Genomic DNA, 16035 nt, shown 5'->3' on the forward strand with positions numbered 1-16035 from the left:
GACGAGTCCTTCGGGAGTGAGCGCCGTCGGACCGCCCACCACGGTCGGGCGGTCCGACACGGCGTTGATGACTCGGAGTGATGTCGAGTGGTGCGCGGGCTACCGGTCCCGCCGGGTACGGAGGTCGGCGCGCAGGTCGGCCAGAGTGCGGCCGTCGGCGGTGCGTCGCCACGCGTTCCAGCTGTGGTGGTGCTTGCCGCTCAGGGCGGTCGCGGCGGCTGAGGGGGTGGCGAAGACCCGCTCGCCGTCGGCGAGCAGGAGGGTGCCGTCGATCCGCAGCCGGGCGGTGTGGCGTACCTCGCCTGCGCAGCGTTCCCACACGAGTTCCTCGCCGTAGGTCACCAGGCGGGCCGCCATCAGGTCGCTCAGGACCGTGCCCGCCCAGCGCAGCGGCGAGGATCCGGGGCGTTCGGAGGTCAGCACTATGTCCCGGCTGAGAGTCTCGGCGGCGTCGATGTAGAGGCGCATCGTGGCGGCGACCGTGGGTGCGACGGTCCACGGCCAGCGCTCGTCCAATCCCGCCCAGCGGCCGACGGGCATCCACCGGCCTCGGTAGGCCAGCAGCACCTCCAGGTCGGCGACGTGGTTGTCGCCCGGCGTACCAAGGTCCTGCTCGGGTGGGAGAGGGCGGATGACGAGGTCGCCGTCGTGGAGATCGGCGGGTGGCTGGTCGGCGAGCCAGGTCCCGGCGAACAAGGCGACCTGTCCGGCGGTGTCGGGATCGACCTCGCCGAGGATGTCCACGGCGAGCACGAGCATCGCCCAGGCGTTGTCCGGGACGCGCATCGGTGTGGGGCCCAGCGACGGCACGAGCACGGTCGCGTCGACCGGCAGCCCTTCCCACCGCAACAATGCCGACTCTTCGTCGGCTTGTGACGGCGCGGGATGCGTCGCGGGGTCGTCAGGCGGCGGGGCGATGTTCGGCGCGGCAGCGGCGGGCTGGTGGGGCGGAACGGCATCGGATTCGGCGGTCATGGCGGTGCCCTTCAGATCGGGGTGGTCGAGCGGTGGGAGTGATGTCATCGGCGCAGGACGTTCACGCGCTCGCCGCCGAGCAGCGGCTTGTCCTCCGGACCGGCGAAGTGCGGGTCGATCCAGATCGGGCGGTGGTCGTTGCGGCTGGGGTAGTACTGGTTGCGCCAGTGCCCGCGCACGATCCACCGGTGCCGGTACTCCCGCGTGCCCTTCCCGAAGTCGTCGTCGGGGCGATCGGAGGGCTCGGTGCGGGCACGCCGCAGGTCGATGTAGCGCACGGTGGGATCGAGAACCGGGTCAAGGCGTTCGATCCGACGCCGGGCAGCACGAGGCGCGGCCATCTGTTCCGAACGCACCAACGTCTGACCCATCAGCAGCCACGTCGCGAGAATGGTGCGCTGCATGGCAATCCTGGCCTCGGTGTCGCGAGAGGGCTCGGCTTCGGACACCCCGCCCGGCCAGCCCTCCATTTCGGTGAACTCCATTGGCGTGAGCGCGCACCACTCGTACCCGTGCGGTGGGACGAACGACGGTGGCACGGGGGCGCGTTCGAGATTGGGCAGGAACGTGGCGAGAACATGGTCGGCGACCTGGTCAGCTGTCTCGTCACTGTCGGAGGGCTTGTTCTCCGGCGTCGGTTCGGGCAGGTCGCGCGCGGCGGCGGTTCTTGCTCGTGCCAGCACTTCATCGTGAGGGAGCTGCGCGATCGTGCGTCCGATACGGACGATTCCTTGCTGTGACGGGGAAGTGGTTGCCCAGGTGTGCACCCACAAGCCGCCGCGCCCCGGTCCCCACGAGACGATCGAGACCGCGTTGTGGCGTGCGGCGGCCGTCCCTTCCACGGGTGGGTGCTCGTAGACCATGACCCCGATCTGCGCGGGCAGGTCCTCGGGGTGTAGCCGGTAGTCGGTCAGCGTGTCGGCGGCGTGGCGGGCGAGGTCGGTCATGTCGGCGGAGACGTAGAACAACTCCGCCGCCGGAAGCTGGACCGCCAGCGTCGCGGCAATGGTGGCTCCCACATCGTCGACTCGGTCGAACACCGGCGATTCGGGGGCACCGTCAGGACTCGGTCCCAGGAAGAAGCGGAACCAGTTGCCCGCGCCGTCCAGCGTGGGGTCGCGTGCCCAGTCGGTCATGCGTGCGCGGATCTCGGGCACGTCCCGCGCCGTCACGGCGATCACGCCGCGCCCCTGCGTCCCGTGGACTCGCCAACGCGTCCACGGCGCGAGTCCGAGCTGTGGGCGCCGCGGTACCGCCGCAGCCGGCGCGCGGGTGTGGCGAGTTCGTTCAGGTCGCGCATTCGGTCAACCCCCTTTGGCTCCAGCGGTTTGTGGTCGGGTCGACGTGTATGGACGCTTCGTGCGCGCGGAGGTGTCAACGCCCGTGGGTGGCATAGGCGCGAAGTGGACCGGTTTGTACTAACGACACGACGTATGTCCACAGGAGACAAGGGGTTTTTCGATGTACCGCTTGACTTCATGCGCCGAAGGAAGCGTCCATAGTCGTGCGGCCCGACACACCACCGGATGCGCACCGGGGGCCGCACCCGCTCCGGCCGGGGCATGACCACCCAATCCGAACCGTCACCACTGCGAGGTAGTCATGTCCACCAACCGCACCCTTCGAGCCGTCCCCGCTCCGGCGACCGACCCGGCGAAGCCGCGCACGGAGACCGAGGAGAAGCTGTGGCAGGCACTCCGGAACAACCCCGGCAGCACCGCCACCGCCCTGTCCACCGCCGCCGGAATCGGCAAGTCGACCGCACCCAAAATCCTCACCCGCTGGGAGAAGGACAGCCTCGTCACCCGCACCGCCGGGATCGCCGACGGCGGTTCCCGCCCCGCCGACCGCTGGTCCATCACCACGGACGACCAGCCCACGGACGACCAGCCGACCGACGACGAGCCGACCGACGACCAGCCCACGGACGACGAGCCGACCGACGACGAGCCGACCGACGACCAGCCACGACGACGACCGACGACGACGACCGACGACGACCGACGACCAGCCCACGGACGACGAGCCGACCGACGACGAGCCGACCGACGACCAGCCCACGGACGACGAGCCGACCGACGACGAGCCGACCGACGACCAGCCCACGGACGACGAGCCGACCGACGACGAGCCGACCGACGACCAGCCCACGGACGACGAGCCGACCGACGACCAGCCGACCGACGACCAGCCCACGGACGACGAGCCGACCGACGACCAGCCCACGGACGACGAGCCGACCGACGACCAGCCCACGGACGACCAGCCCACGGACGACGAGCCGACCGACGACCAGCCCACGGACGACCAGCCCACGGACGACGAGCCGACCGACGACCAGCCCACGGACGACCAGCCGGGAAAGCAGTCGGAGAAGTCTCAGCGGTTGGCACCGGGGGCGTTGCGCGGCATGGTCGAGGACTACCTGCGGGACAACTCGGGCGAGTTCAGTCCGAACGCGATCGGCAAGGCGTTGAACCGATCCTCTGGTGCGGTACACAACGCGCTGGAGAAGCTGGTCGAGAGCGGCTACGCCGTGCGAACCAGTGACAAGCCGAAGAAGTACTCCCTCGCCGCGACGACCGCGACTTCGGTGTAGTCGTCCCCTTATGCCGGACGGTTATGTCGTCACGTGCCTCCAACGGATCATCGGACGCTGTTGGCAATCTCCGTTTCGCTGTCGTCAGGCAGCGAGGCGGAGTGCTGCGAAGTGGGATGTCCGTGTCGGGCAGTGCGGGGTTCCGATGAGCCAGGCGTTGATCCGGGTGAGGTTCATCGCGGCTGCGGTCAGCAGATGTTGCAGGCCGGTCTTGCCCAGTCCTCGATATCGGGATCGGCGTAAGCCGAAGGCGAGAACTCCTTGAGAGATGGTGCCTTCCACTCCGGCGCGACGTTTGTAGCGTTGTCGCCACTCCGTTGTGTCCTGTTGTTGGCGGGCATGGACGAGGACGTCGTGTTCGGCGCGAGGCCGCAGGGTGAGTTGACGGCCGTACCGGGATGTTGTGCAATGCTGCCGTAACGGGCAGGGACCACAGTCCCTGGCCGCGAACTGGACCCGGACCACCGGGGTGCCACGAGTGCTGCGAGCGGGTTTCCACTGAGCGCTGTTCTTGCCGCCTGGGCAGGTCACCCGCTCGGCGTCCCAGTCGATGTGGAAGCGGGTGTTGTCGAACGCGCCGTCGGTGCTCTTGTGTCGACTTGTGTCACGAGGAACGGGACCGACCAGATCCACGCCGTACTCGGTTCGCGCGCGGATGATGTGATCGGCGTCGACGTATCCGGCATCGACCAGATGTTCCTTGGGCAGCAATTCCTTGACGGCCAGTGCTTCGTGTACAGCCGCGGTCTGCGCCATGTCGGCCTCGGCCGCGCTCGTGGTCCTGACCGTGGTGATCAGGTGTGGAGCGTCGGGCTCGCAGGTCTCGGTGATGTGGACCTTGTAGCCGTCCCAGGCGGTGTCGCGTTTGACCGCGGTGCGGGCGTCGGGATCGTGCGGAGTGGTCAACCGAACCGCTCCCGGCGGGCAGTTCTGCGAGGTCCGCCACCGCACGATCCCGTCCTCGACCAGGTACTGCTGACACCAGGCCCGGCGCAGGAAGTCGACGGCGGGCAGATGACGCAGCCACTGCGGCGCCGAGTCCGAGACGACGGCACGCAACAGCGCCATGCCGTCGGCGCCGACCTGGTGGCCGTGCTCGACGCGAGCGGCCCACCGTGACGGGAACCTCGTGTCCTCCGGACGGGCGCTGTAGCGATCGAACCAATCCGGCTCGACCTGGTCGATCAGCCAGTCCCCGGCCACGACGGCGACCGCGTTGAGGGCTGCCCGCAGCGTTTCCACCGCGAACTCCAACCGGTTGACGTCCCGTGTCGCGGCCAGCACATGGGTGGAATCGGTGCGGGCCCGACCACCGGCCTTGAGCAAGCCCGCCTGTCGAGCGGTGTCCAAGACCGCGTCCAGGACCCGATGCCCCATTCCACCCTCGACCAGCCGAGCACGAAACTCACACAACACCGAGTGGTCGAAGCCCTCGTCGGTCAACTCCAGACCCAGCGCGTACTTCCAGTCGATCCGCGCCCGCACCGCGTGGGCGGCCTGCCGATCGGTCAGTCCTTCGACGAACTGCAACACCGACACCAACGCCAACCGGCCAGGTGACACCGCAGGCCGTCCACGCGTGGAGAACAACCCGGCGAACTCGGCATCATCGAACAGCGGGCCGAGCACATCTCGCACCCGCATCGCCAGGCAGCCCTTCGGGAACACCACCCCGGCCAGCTTCGCCGTCTCCGTCGGAACCTCACCCGCACCGACCGGACGCAACACCCCGTACCTCCACACAGTCGTGCCCCACATGACGAGTTGATCATGCAGGGCACGACAGCCAAGATCAATTTACCAACAGCGTCCGGATCATCGTTGGGGGCACGACGGCGTCTGGGGGTTTGCGTTCCTGCGTATGGGTTTCCGTGGTTGTATGTCGACCATGCACGGTGGGCAGGGACTCCGGCCGGGGGCGATCCTATCGGGGTCCTGTCGTGGCAGCTGTGATGATGAACATCGTTGGCCTGCTTGGTAGTTGATGACGCCGAGACGGCCGATGCCCTGTTGGGTAGGCCGACTGTTCGGCAACTATCAGGCAAACAGGTGCGCCCTGGTTCCGCCGAGAGTTACGCACCGGTTCGCGCCGCAGCGAGTTTGGAGCCCCTGGGGGGCACCACGCGGCTGTTCATCCAAGCACGCGTTTCCATAGCCTCTCAAGGGAAGCTCGGAACCTCGGCCGGCGAACCCACGCCCTTTTTCTTTCCGGGGTGGCTCCTTGGGGCAAGGGCCCTTCGACAAGGGCGGCCCCGGACTGGCTGCGTCCCGTGATTGTGGTGGGTCCGATGTAGTGCGGCGGCGTTGGTCTGTGTTGGCTGTGAAGGCCGACCAGCGACCCGTTGGGGGTCGCTGGTGGTTGGGGCGTGCGTGGCCGCCCCGTTGGGGTTGGGTGGGTGGTGCGGATCGTTCAGGAGGCGATGTCCCATTGTTGGGTGGTGGGGTTCCACGTCGCCTCGGTGAGAAGCCGGTAGAGGTCGGGTAGGCCGGGGCCGATCATCCAGCCGAGGCGTTCGCAGTCGGTCTCGCCGGGACAGCGGCCGGACCAGGTGTCCTTGCCGCAGTCGTGGTTGCGGTCGCAGCTCAGGCGTTGAAGCCCGGTGTGCAGGCACATGGCCACGTCGCAGCCCTCGACGTGTGGCTGGCCGATGGCGACTTCGCAATCGGGGCAGTGCGGCCGGGGTGCGGTGAGGTCCAGGAGGTCGGGCATGTGCTGTCGTACCTTTCGGTCTGTCCTGGGTGGTTCCGGGCTGGGTGTGCCCGGTCGCGGCGGGTCGTCGTGGCGGGTGGTCGACTCGCGGCATCGCATAGCTCCGGATGCGGCCGGTGATCACCCACGCGCGACCTCGGTCGAAGAGGTGAATCCAGTCGGTGCTGCGGCTGTCCGGCCAAGGCCACGGCCAGCCGTCGCGGGCATGGTGGCTTTGTCCGAGGCCCTGTTCGGCGAACACGTCGAGCAGGGCGAGTACGGCGTCGGCGAATGTCGTCGGGTCGGTGGCTTCCAGCATGAGTCGGCCGGAGTCGAGGGCGCGCAGGGTTTCGGGGTCGGCGTTGCCGTGGAGGGCTCCGAGCCAGCGGGCACGGCGTCCGGTTTCGTCGTAGAAGTCGGCGGTCGTGGGGATCATCGGCCGGGTTCGCGTTCGACGTCGGCAGGGTGTGGGAAGTAGCAGTCCTCATCGCAGTCCTGCGCCCCTCGGCTGGCGATGAAGGGGCAGTCCTCGCGGTGGTGCTTGGTGAAGGTGACGCTGCCGTCGGGGTGTTCGATGATGTGCAGCGCACCGCCGTGGGTGTAGGCCCAGGTGATGTCGTCGGGGTCGATGCGGTGCTCGGCGTCGTAGCCGTAGCTGGTCGCCAGGAGCGCGCTGATCGCGCCGTGCAGGTGCGGCGAGATGGTGTGTGTGGTCGGCGGGGCGGCGAGGATGGTGGCGGCCCGCTGGAGGAGGCGTTCGGTGACGGGGCTGAGGAACCGGGCGGGGTCGTCGATGTCGGGTCCTGGTGTCGGGGTGTTGTGCCACCAGTCGCTGGGCGCGTCGGCGGCGAGGGTGGTCCAGGTCATCTGGTCGTTGAGGACCTCGGCGACGGCGCGGCTCTGGTTGATGTAGAAGTCGCGTTCGACGTGGGCTCGGACGGTGCGTCCGGCGATCTCGACGGTGCGGGTGTGGTGGTAGCGGTGCGGACTGGTGCCGGTGGTCTCGTCTCGTTCGGTCATCGTGCTGGTCATCTCGGAGTCCTTCCGGGTGGTTCGGTTCAGCGACGGGCGAGTTCGGTGCGCAGGTCGGCCAGCAGGCGGTTGTCGCGTGTGCGTCGCCACAGGTGCCAGCCGTTGGCGGTGTAGCCGCAGAGGTGGGTGGCGAGGGCGTTGACGGTGGACACGGCGAACTCGTCCGGTCCGTGGTGGAGAACCCCGCCTGCTCGCACGGTGGCGGTGTGCCTGTCGAGTACGACCTGCTCGCCCTCGGCGAGCAGTCCGGCCTCGATCAGCTCGGCGAGGCCGTCGGGTGCGCGGCGAGGCGCCGAGGCCGCGGGCTCGCCGGCGAGCCCGAGGCCGCGCGAGAGCCAGTCGGGCATGGCGGCGGCGATCGGCCCGGTCAGCGTCGCCCACTGCGCGTCTTGAAGGGCGGCGTCGGCGAGGTAGCGCATGTGCGTGAGCACCGTCATGGCGACCTCGTGCGGCCAGCGCGCGTCCACCGCCTCCCGTGTGCCCACGGTGCGCCACTCGCCCTGCATCGCGGCGAGGACCTCGACATCGGTCAGGGCGGGGTCGGTGGTCGAGGTGTGCGGGCGCACCACGACGTCCCCGGCGTGCAGGGTGGCGGGCGGCGGCTCGGGTAGCCACACCCCGGCGAGCAGGTCGGCGGTGTCGGTGTGCGCGGGGTCGGGTGCGGGGACGTCCCCGGCGAAGCGGACCGGGTGTTTAGAGCAGGATGTTTTGGCCCCGTTTGAGCAGTGAGTTCGGGCCCCGTCCTCGTTCGGACAGCGGGTTTTGGCCCCACTCTGGCTGATGTGGACACGCCCACGATGGTGTGAGCGTCCCGTGATCACTCGTTGGGGACCTTCACGATGTGCGCCTTGAATCCGGATCGTGTCAGGAGGCCGGGTGACGCTGTCGCGCGTCGAGTTGTTCGAACGCATCCGCCGGGACAGGCGGATCGATCCTCAGGTGTCGGTGCGCACGCTGGCCGAGCGCCACGGCGTGCACCGCCGCACGGTGCGCGGCGCGCTGGCGGGCGCGGTGCCCAGCGAGCGGAAGAAACCGCCGCCACGCACGTCGGTGCTCGCACCGGCGCACGGGTGGATCGACGAGATGCTGCGGGCGGATCTGACCGCGCCACGCAAGCAGAAGCACACGATCACCCGCATCTACCAGCGGCTGATCACCGAGTACGACTTCCGGCTGGCCTCGATCAGCACGGTGCGCGACTACGTCGGCAGGCGCCGCCAGGAGATCCTCGCCGACGCTCGCGAGGGTCGCACCCACGTGCAGGGCATGGTGCCCCAACTGCATCGGCCGGGAGAGGAGGCCGAGGTCGACTTCGCCGACGTGTGGGTGCGCCTGGCCGGTGAGACGGTCAAGTGTCACCTGTTCACGCTGCGGTTGTCCTACTCGGGCAAGGCGGTGCACCGGGTGTTCGTCTCCGAGGCCCAGGAGGCGTTCATGGAAGGCCACGTGGAGGCATTCCGGGTGCTGGGCGGGATCCCGACCCGCCACATCCGCTACGACAACCTGCGTCCGGCGGTCCAGCGGGTGTGCTTCGGCCGCGACCGGGTCGAGTCCCAACGCTGGGTGGCGTTCCGCTCCCATCATGGCTTCGACGCCTTCTACTGCATCCCCGGTCAGGAAGGCGCCCACGAGAAGGGCGGGGTCGAGCAGGAGGGCGGCCGGTTCCGCCGCACCCATCTGGTCCCGGTTCCCGACGTCGCCGACCTGGCCGAACTCAACGAGCGGATCGCCGGTATCGACGCGGCTGAGGACGACCGGGTGCTGCATGGCCGCAACGTCAGCATCGGGTTCGACTTCCGCGCCGAGGCCGACCTGCTCACTCCGCTGCCGGTCGACGAGTTCGACTGCGGGCTCACCCTGACACCGAAGGTCGGTCGGGACTCGCGGATCACCGTCCGACAGTCGCACTACTCGGTGCCCGCCCGGTTCATCGGCAGCCGGGTTCGGGTGTCGTTGCGCGCCAACGAGATGCTGGTGTTCGACCACGGCCGGGTGGTGGCCCGGCACACTCGGCTGACCCGCAAGGGCGACTACCACGACGACCTGGACCACTACCTGGAGATCCTGCTGAGCAAGCCCGGTGCGCTGGCCGGATCCACCGCGCTGGCCGCCGCCCGAGCCGAGGGCCGGTTCACCCCGGCGCACGAGGCTTTCTGGGCCGCGGCCCGCGTCGCGCACGGCGACGCGGCCGGCACCAGGGCGTTGATCGAGGTCCTGCTGCTGCACCGGCACCACCGGGCCGAGTTCGTCACCGCCGGAATCACCGCCGCCCTCGACGTCGGGGTGGCCGGCCCGGAACTGGTCGCGATCGAGGCCCGCAAGGCCGCGGGCGCCCACCGCGAGACCACTCCGCTGCTCGACGAGCACGACCTGACCGAGCTGGCCCTTGCCGACGCCACCGTCCTGCCGGTCGTCACCGATCAGAACCCCGACCCTCGCAGCAGTGCCCCAGACACCGGGGCTTCGCTGATCACGCTGCACTCCCGACGCGACCTGCCCGCCGCCGGGCGGCCACTGCCGTCGGTGGACGTCTACGACCGACTTCTCACCCACCGCCGGAAAGGCAACCCCGCATGACCAGCACCCTTCCCGCCCCGTCCCGGCAGATCCTTCCCGGCATCGACAGCCAGGACGCCCTGATCGACCAGGCCTGCCGGGCACTGCAACTGCCCACCATCCGCGACCGGTTCGACGCGATCGCCGCGACCGCGCTGCGCGAGCAGTCCTCCTACAAATCGTTCCTGCTGCAACTGCTCGAAGTCGAGTGCGAACACCGCGACCAGCGCCGCCGGGTCCGGCTGGTCCGGGAGGCGCACTTCCCCCGCCCCAAAAGGATCGAGGACTTCGACTTCACCGCCAACGAGCTGGTCACCCCCGAGGTCGTCCACACCCTCACCGAACCGGGCTGGGTCTCGGCCGGGCAGCCGCTCTGCCTGATCGGCGACTCCGGCACCGGCAAGTCGCACCTGCTGATCGGGATCGGCACCGCGGTCGCCGAGGCCGGGTTCAAGGTCCGCTACACGACCACCGCGAACCTGGTCAACGAGCTGGCCGAGGCCGCCGACGAACGGCAGCTCACCAAGGTCCTCAACCGCTACGGCAAGGTCGACCTGCTCTGCCTGGACGAGTTCGGCTACCTCGAACTGGACAAGACCGGGGCGAAGCTGCTGTTCCAGATCTTCACCGACCGCGAGGAGCGCCGGGCGATCGCGATCGCCTCCAACGCCCCGTTCTCGGAATGGCGCAAGACCTTCACCGACGAACGGCTCTGCTCCGCCATCGTCGACCGACTCACCTTCAACGGCCACATCATCGAGACCGGCTCGGATTCCTACCGACTACGGTCCACCCAGCAACGCCTGCGGAGCTGAACACCAAAGGGCCGGCTGCTCACGGACGGCACCGCCTGTCAGGGGCGGGGCCCGTGAGCACCCGGCCCGATGAACCTAACGCCTCGCCCGTCCGGTCTCCCCGCCGCACCGGCAAGATTCACTCATTCAGGGATGGGGCCAAAACTCACTGTTCCAACCAGTTCCGGCCCCACCGGGAACGACCCCGAGTCGATCTTGGTGGGGCCGGAACTGTCTGTCCGAGTGGGTCCAAGAACGACTGCTGAAAACAACCGGGGCTCCGGCGGCGTCGGTGGTCCGCACGGCGACCACGACGAGACCCCACGCCCCGGCGGGCGGGCGCATCGGCACGGCGGGCGGAACGGCAGGGGCGATCAACACGGCCTCGGGCGGCAGAGTGCCGGGAATTGTTGGCGTCGTCGCGCCGTGGTGCGTGGTCACAGCTGTCCTCCAGCGGGTGAGTGGTGTCCCCGAGATATGGCCTGGTGGTTCGACGTCACTGGGGTGGGCGAGTCGCGTCCCGAAGGCGCTGGTCGATCTCGTGCTTGGGTGCGGTGAGGATGGTGGTCAGCACGATGACGGCGGAGCCTTCGTCCAGCGGCCGGACGGGATTGCCGTCGACGGCGAGGTCGTGACCGTCGGCGGTGACGATCCGCCAGTCCCGCTGACGGATGCGGTCGGCGCAGTAGTAGCTGCCGACGAGTACGCCGTCGCGGGTGACGGTGCCGTACAAGATCTGTTGCGCGTCGGCGGGGTCGTAGATGATCGAGGTCACCGTGCAGCCGTTCTCGGTGAAGCTGCGCGCGACGAACTCGGCCTCGTGCGGGTGGTGGGTAGTCATCGGCCTTCTCCTTGGGTGCTGTGTTGGGTGTCGTGCGGATTGGTGAGGCACCGTCCGGCGGCGGTGGGCAGCCCGGTGCCGGGGTCGCGCATGAGCGGGAGCGGAACCGACGGCGGGTCGGAGGGTGTGCGCAGCCACGCCTCGATGTCCGGGGGTCCGATGTCCTCGGCGGGTTCGCGGGGGTTGCGCGGGTCGAGTGGTTCCCAGCGCACCCCGCCGCCGACCGTGAGGAACACGCCGGGAGCGGCGCGGTCGAAGGCGACGATCCAACTGCTCACGTGGCTGGTCGCCCACGGCCACGGCCACCCGGTTCGGCGGGGGTAGGCCGCGCCGATGCCTTCGGTCTCCCAGGTGATGAACAGGTCGGCGACGGCCGCGCGGTAGGTGGGCTCGTCGGTCGCGGTCAGCGCGAGGCGACCGGGCGGGACACGCAGGAGGTTCTCGGGTTCGCACTCCCATTGCAGGGAGCCGAGCCACTCGGCGTCATAGCCGCGCCCGAGGTAGAAGTCGGTCTTGGTCGACATGGGCCTCAGCTCACCGCCCTTTGGCTGGCGCCTCGCGCCGCGGCCTCGCTGGCCGAGGGCAGCTCCGCGAGCACCGTGAAGGTGGTAGTCATGCCGACCACCCGAGGGCATCGGCGGCGATCGCGGGCAGGTAGCCGACCTGCTCACCGGTGCCGAGCCACACCACGGGCGGGTCGGTGGGCCGGACACCCCACGACTCGGCGTCCTCGGGGGTGCACACCACCCGCGCGAGAAGGTGCTCCATCGGGTAGCCGGGTTGGGCGGCGACCCGCAGCGGGGTGGCGGGGTCGTAGCCGGACAGGGCGGCGATCAGGTCGCCCACGGTCCGGGGGTGTTTGTAGGTCATGGCGAGTCACCTCGTGGTCGTGGGTTGGCGCGGGGTGGGTGATCCGGGGCAGGGGTGTCCTGCCCCGGACCGGTGGGGCTAGCGGGTGGTCGCGCGGAGGGCGGCGGTGGCGGCGTGTCCGATAGCGCGGGCGGTGGTGGTGGGGTCGGTCAGCACGTGGACGGTGGACCCGTCGAGCGGGGTGTCGTGGGTGCCGGTGGTCAGCCACAGCACGGCGCACCCGGACGCGCGCAACCGGTCGAGTTTGCGCTGCCCGTCGATGCGGGGCTGGTAGCGGTAGTCACCGTCGGACACGATGACCAGCAGCCGCGCCGCGCCGGGGCGGGACAGCCCGAGGGCACCGTCGAGGGCGTCCAGCGCGACCGGGATGTCCTCCCAGTTGTCGTTGGACTCGAACTCGGTGACCTCGGCGGGCAGGCGGCCGGGGTGGGTCAGGGGGCGCACGTGGTGGCCGAAGATCACGCTCGCGGTCTCGGTGGGCACCCTGGTGTGGCGGGCGGCGTTGGCCAGAATCCACGCCGCCGAGGCCACGTGCGCGCACGCCCACCGCATCGACCCGGACACGTCGCACGCCACCCCGACCCGCAACGGCGGGACGGTGACCGGGGTCCGGGTGGTGCGGGTGAACGGTTGCGCGGTCACCACCGCCCCGGCGGCACGTTGGGCCTCGGCGGCACGCACCCCGCGCATCCGCAACCGCCCCGGCGGGACCTCCGAGGTGGACTTCACCGCGACCCGTTCCCGCACCCCGGCGGTATCCAACGCCCGCGCCAACACCCGCGCGGCGGTGCGCTCCTCCGGGGTGGGTGGACGGGTACCCGCCAGCCGGGTGGTCCCGGTGCGGGGACCACCAGCGGCGAACACCCGCCGCGCCGCCTTCTGCGCCACCTTCTCTGCGGCGTCGGCCTTCGCCTTCTCGGCGGCGGCGACGGCGGCGGGGTCCTCGGGTGCCTTCTCCCGCGCCACCTTCGCCGCCACCCCGTTCAGCACGGCGGCGATCGCGTCCGCCAACGGCGACGGGTCGGCGGGGGCGTTGCCGCTAGCGGTGCCGGGGGTGCCGCCGGAGGGGTCGGGGGTGCCGGTGGGGTCGGGTGCCGCGCCGGGGTCCGGGTCGGCGGGGGTGTTGGGGTCGGTGTCCGGGTCGGTGCCGAGGATCTCGCACCATTGCCGTCCGAGGTCGAGCATGGTCTCGCCGTCGTCGTCGGCGGTGCGCAACGCCGTGCGCCACACTGCCCGCAACTTGCCGAACGTGTCGGCCCCGAGCACGTCTTCGATGACACGGGCGACGGGGGCGACCTCGGTGCGGGTGAGCACCCCGCCGTCGGCGCGTCCCAGTAGCAGCGCGGCGGTGTGCGCGGCGTGCGCGGGGGTCATCTGCGGGGCGGTGGCGGGGTCGGCGAACAGGTGCAGGTCGGCGGCGACGATGCCCTTCACGCACGCCCGCAACCAGTGCCGGTCATCGGGGCGGCGGCGAACCTGTGCGGCTTCCATGCGCGGCTCTTCCAGCAGCATGGCGGCGGCGACCACGCCGGGCGGGGCGTCGTCCGGGGGTTCCCAGGCGGTGTGTTTGGCGTGCCCGCACTCGTGGGTCAGCGCACCCCACGCCGGGGCGTAGCGGGGGCGGTCGGACAGGTTCGCGGGGTCCACGGTGGCGGGGTCCACGCCGAGGTGGTCGCCGTCGACCTCGATCAGGGCGCGGGCGGGGTAGAAACACGCCGGGGCACCTCCGCCCGCGCCGGGGGCGACGGTGACCAGGAGGTCGTCGCGGTCGGCGATGATCGGGACCTCGTCGGCGAAGGCGGCGGACAGGGTCAGCCATTCCGGGCGGGCGGGGAACACGGCGGCACCGGTGGCGGCGGGGTCGGCGGTGAAGTGGGTGCTCACGGTTGCGGTCCTTTCGCGATGGTCGCGGTTCGCGGGGTGAGTTGGGTGGTCAGGGTTTCGGGGTGATGCGAGCACCGAGGGCGAGCGGGGTGACGGTGCGCCCGAACGCATCGCGCACCACGGCGGCGACGGTGGCGCGGTCCTCTTCCGGCGCGATGCCCACGAGGTTCCCGGCGGCGGCGTCGATGCCCAACACGGCGGCGATCTTCTTGAACGCCAACAACTCGCGCAGTTGCGGTGCCCACCCGACCTCGCCCTTCTCCTGCCGGGTCGCGAGGTTGCGCGCCACCCGCACCGCCTTCTTGTCCACGCCCAACTGGTCGGCGAGTTCGTAGTCGCTGGACACCTGAACCTGCACGGAGAACCGGGACGAGAGGGCGTCGGTGAGCACCGCCCCGTGCACGCCGGGGTTGTGTCCGGCGACCACGTAGAACCCCGGCGCGGCGTCCACGACCTCGCCGCCGTTGGCCTTGATCACGATCTGGCGGCGTCCGTCCATCGCGGGGTAGACCACGGCGAGCACGGTCGGCGGGATCAGGGTGGCGTCGTCGATGAACAGCGGCACCCCGTCACGCATCGCGCGGACCAGCGGACCGTGCACGAACACGAACTCGCCGTCCGGGGTTTTGGTGTAGTCGCCCACGAAGTCGGCGACCACGGTGTCCCCGTCGCCCTGCACCGTGATGCAGTCCGGGAACGCCGCCTCCACCACCGACGTCTTGCCCGTGCCGGGCGGTCCGTACAACAGCGCGGCGACCCCGGCGTCACGCAACCGCCGCAACGCGGTCACGTCCGGCATCCCGGACAGCAACCGGGGGTGGTAGTCCATCCCGTTGGGGCGTTTCACCGGACCGGTGACCACGCCCGCCGACCCGGCGGCGGACCCGCTCGCACCGGACCCGGCGGGCACGGGTGCGGCGAGCGGTGCGCTGGTGGTCGGTTTCGGGGTCGTCGGGCGGGGCGTGCGCGGTGGGGCGGGGGTGATCGTGGGCGCGGCGGCGGACGCCGTGGTCGCGGTCGCCCGGTAGGCCAGCGGGGACGTGGAAGCGACCTCGGCCTCCCCCCGGTCCGCGAGCACCTTGCACGCGTTACCGACCGCCCCGGATGACCGGTTCAGGGTGTGCGCGATGTTGCGCGGCGTGAGTTCGGTGCCCGCGTTGTCGGCGAGAACTTTGGCGACCATCGCGCGGAGTTCACCGTTGCCGAGCCGTTTCGGCGCGCCCGCCGGGGCGGGCGGCGTGGTGGTCGGTGCCGTGGCGGGCGGTGCGGCGGGCGGGGTGGGCGTGGTCATCGCGGGCGTTCCTTTCGGGTGTACGGGCGGCGGATCAGGCGGCGAACAGGGACTCGGCGGCGGTCTGGTGCCGTTCGGCGTCGGTGTCCGCCGCTTCCGGGGTGGCGTGGTCCGCCGACCATCCGCAGTAGCACAACGCGGTGGCGGTTCCGTCGTCATTCGTCACGGTGTCGGCGTAACACATAATTGGCTCCCCGTTTTCGACATGGCTCGCGCCGGGCGCGGTATTCGATGTGGTTTCCGGTTTCCCCGGTGACAATTCAATTATGACTCTGCGCCGCGCGTCGTGCAATAGGTTTGGCAGCCCATTTTCAAGACTCTTTTCGATCGCCCCCGTCGCCACCATTCCGGAATCCCCAACCGGCGTATGTCCGCGCATTCGCGACCGAAATGGCAGCGCGTTTCCGCAGGTCAGGGAGGGGCGACCCGCAGTAGTCGAGCGGATAGCCGAAAGCCGGCGACGCGCCGGAAATAAAAGAAAGGATTTCGGGGAACAATAAGGAG

At 70.1% G+C, this 16035-nt stretch carries 16 protein-coding genes; 3 read left to right on the forward strand and 13 right to left on the reverse strand.

Features of this window, described 5'->3' with window-relative positions; all coding sequences use genetic code 11:
• Positions 1-99: 99 nt before the first annotated feature.
• From BN1701_RS00905 to BN1701_RS35120, 3 genes are all read right to left on the reverse strand, one after another.
• On the reverse strand, positions 100-1023 hold the full coding sequence (locus BN1701_RS00905; protein WP_157367707.1) for a DUF4357 domain-containing protein: 924 nt from the start codon (positions 1021-1023) through the stop codon (positions 100-102).
• Complete coding sequence (locus tag BN1701_RS00910) at positions 1020-2156, reverse strand: hypothetical protein (protein ID WP_231949386.1); 1137 nt, start codon at positions 2154-2156, stop codon at positions 1020-1022. The genes BN1701_RS00905 and BN1701_RS00910 overlap by 4 nt, the downstream gene beginning before the upstream one ends.
• Positions 2157-2558: 402 nt before the next feature.
• Entirely contained in the window at positions 2559-2900 is a 342-nt protein-coding gene (locus BN1701_RS35120) for a hypothetical protein (RefSeq protein WP_157367708.1), read from the reverse strand.
• A gap of 461 nt (positions 2901-3361) precedes the next feature.
• Between BN1701_RS35120 and BN1701_RS00920 the strand changes: the two genes are divergently transcribed.
• Entirely contained in the window at positions 3362-3574 is a 213-nt protein-coding gene (locus BN1701_RS00920; RefSeq protein ID WP_157367709.1) for an HTH domain-containing protein, read from the forward strand.
• Positions 3575-3658: 84 nt separating this feature from the next.
• Here BN1701_RS00920 and BN1701_RS00925 read toward each other — a convergent pair whose 3' ends face one another.
• The 4 genes from BN1701_RS00925 to BN1701_RS00940 form a co-directional block, all read right to left on the reverse strand.
• A complete protein-coding gene (locus tag BN1701_RS00925; RefSeq protein WP_054044552.1) occupies positions 3659-5332 on the reverse strand; it encodes an IS1182 family transposase in 1674 nt (557 codons plus the stop codon).
• Positions 5333-5984: 652 nt separating this feature from the next.
• Positions 5985-6284, reverse strand: a complete 300-nt coding sequence (locus BN1701_RS00930) for a hypothetical protein (protein WP_054044553.1) — start codon at positions 6282-6284, stop codon at positions 5985-5987.
• 411 nt (positions 6285-6695) lie between these two features.
• Positions 6696-7295: a hypothetical protein gene (locus BN1701_RS00935; RefSeq protein WP_054044555.1), complete on the reverse strand. Its 600-nt coding sequence runs from the start codon at positions 7293-7295 to the stop codon at positions 6696-6698.
• A gap of 26 nt (positions 7296-7321) precedes the next feature.
• Positions 7322-7912, reverse strand: a complete 591-nt coding sequence (locus BN1701_RS00940; protein WP_231949391.1) for a hypothetical protein — start codon at positions 7910-7912, stop codon at positions 7322-7324.
• 265 nt (positions 7913-8177) lie between these two features.
• Between BN1701_RS00940 and istA the strand changes: the two genes are divergently transcribed.
• Together istA and istB are read left to right on the forward strand one after the other, a co-directional pair.
• Entirely contained in the window at positions 8178-9872 is a 1695-nt protein-coding gene (gene istA, locus BN1701_RS00945; RefSeq protein ID WP_054055523.1) for an IS21 family transposase, read from the forward strand.
• The gene (istB, locus tag BN1701_RS00950) at positions 9869-10666 is read left to right on the forward strand and encodes an IS21-like element helper ATPase IstB (RefSeq protein ID WP_054044557.1); all 798 of its coding nucleotides are present in this window, start codon (positions 9869-9871) and stop codon (positions 10664-10666) included. Before istA ends, istB begins: the two co-directional genes overlap by 4 nt.
• Before the next feature lie 475 nt (positions 10667-11141).
• Here istB and BN1701_RS00955 read toward each other — a convergent pair whose 3' ends face one another.
• The 6 genes from BN1701_RS00955 to BN1701_RS37745 all read right to left on the reverse strand — a co-directional run bounded on the left by BN1701_RS00955 (position 11142) and on the right by BN1701_RS37745 (position 15697).
• A complete protein-coding gene (locus BN1701_RS00955; protein ID WP_054044559.1) occupies positions 11142-11486 on the reverse strand; it encodes a hypothetical protein in 345 nt (114 codons plus the stop codon).
• A complete protein-coding gene (locus BN1701_RS00960) occupies positions 11483-12010 on the reverse strand; it encodes a hypothetical protein (RefSeq protein ID WP_067520462.1) in 528 nt (175 codons plus the stop codon). The genes BN1701_RS00955 and BN1701_RS00960 overlap by 4 nt, the downstream gene beginning before the upstream one ends.
• 88 nt (positions 12011-12098) lie before the next feature.
• The gene (locus BN1701_RS00965; RefSeq protein WP_054044562.1) at positions 12099-12356 is read right to left on the reverse strand and encodes a hypothetical protein; all 258 of its coding nucleotides are present in this window, start codon (positions 12354-12356) and stop codon (positions 12099-12101) included.
• Positions 12357-12434: 78 nt separating this feature from the next.
• Positions 12435-14240, reverse strand: a complete 1806-nt coding sequence (locus BN1701_RS00970; protein ID WP_054044565.1) for a VWA domain-containing protein — start codon at positions 14238-14240, stop codon at positions 12435-12437.
• A gap of 49 nt (positions 14241-14289) precedes the next feature.
• Positions 14290-15531: an AAA family ATPase gene (locus BN1701_RS00975; RefSeq protein ID WP_054044567.1), complete on the reverse strand. Its 1242-nt coding sequence runs from the start codon at positions 15529-15531 to the stop codon at positions 14290-14292.
• A gap of 34 nt (positions 15532-15565) precedes the next feature.
• On the reverse strand, positions 15566-15697 hold the full coding sequence (locus tag BN1701_RS37745) for a hypothetical protein (protein WP_255364540.1): 132 nt from the start codon (positions 15695-15697) through the stop codon (positions 15566-15568).
• Positions 15698-16035: the final 338 nt, after the last annotated feature.

Source organism: Alloactinosynnema sp. L-07 (assembly GCF_900070365.1).
Classification (GTDB): domain Bacteria; phylum Actinomycetota; class Actinomycetes; order Mycobacteriales; family Pseudonocardiaceae; genus Actinokineospora.

Bases quoted from the DNA above. Each gene is read 5' to 3' on its own strand.
- BN1701_RS00935 (WP_054044555.1), bottom strand. From the start codon at position 7,295: ATGACCAGCACGATGACCGAACGAGACGAGACCACCGGCACCAGTCCG.
- BN1701_RS00960 (WP_067520462.1), bottom strand. From the start codon at position 12,010: ATGTCGACCAAGACCGACTTCTACCTCGGGCGCGGCTATGACGCCGAG.
- BN1701_RS00975 (WP_054044567.1), bottom strand. From the start codon at position 15,531: ATGACCACGCCCACCCCGCCCGCCGCACCGCCCGCCACGGCACCGACC.
- BN1701_RS00930 (WP_054044553.1), bottom strand. From the start codon at position 6,284: ATGCCCGACCTCCTGGACCTCACCGCACCCCGGCCGCACTGCCCCGAT.
- BN1701_RS00955 (WP_054044559.1), bottom strand. From the start codon at position 11,486: ATGACTACCCACCACCCGCACGAGGCCGAGTTCGTCGCGCGCAGCTTC.
- BN1701_RS00925 (WP_054044552.1), bottom strand. From the start codon at position 5,332: ATGTGGGGCACGACTGTGTGGAGGTACGGGGTGTTGCGTCCGGTCGGT.
- BN1701_RS00905 (WP_157367707.1), bottom strand. From the start codon at position 1,023: ATGACATCACTCCCACCGCTCGACCACCCCGATCTGAAGGGCACCGCC.
- BN1701_RS00965 (WP_054044562.1), bottom strand. From the start codon at position 12,356: ATGACCTACAAACACCCCCGGACCGTGGGCGACCTGATCGCCGCCCTG.
- istB (WP_054044557.1), top strand. From the start codon at position 9,869: ATGACCAGCACCCTTCCCGCCCCGTCCCGGCAGATCCTTCCCGGCATC.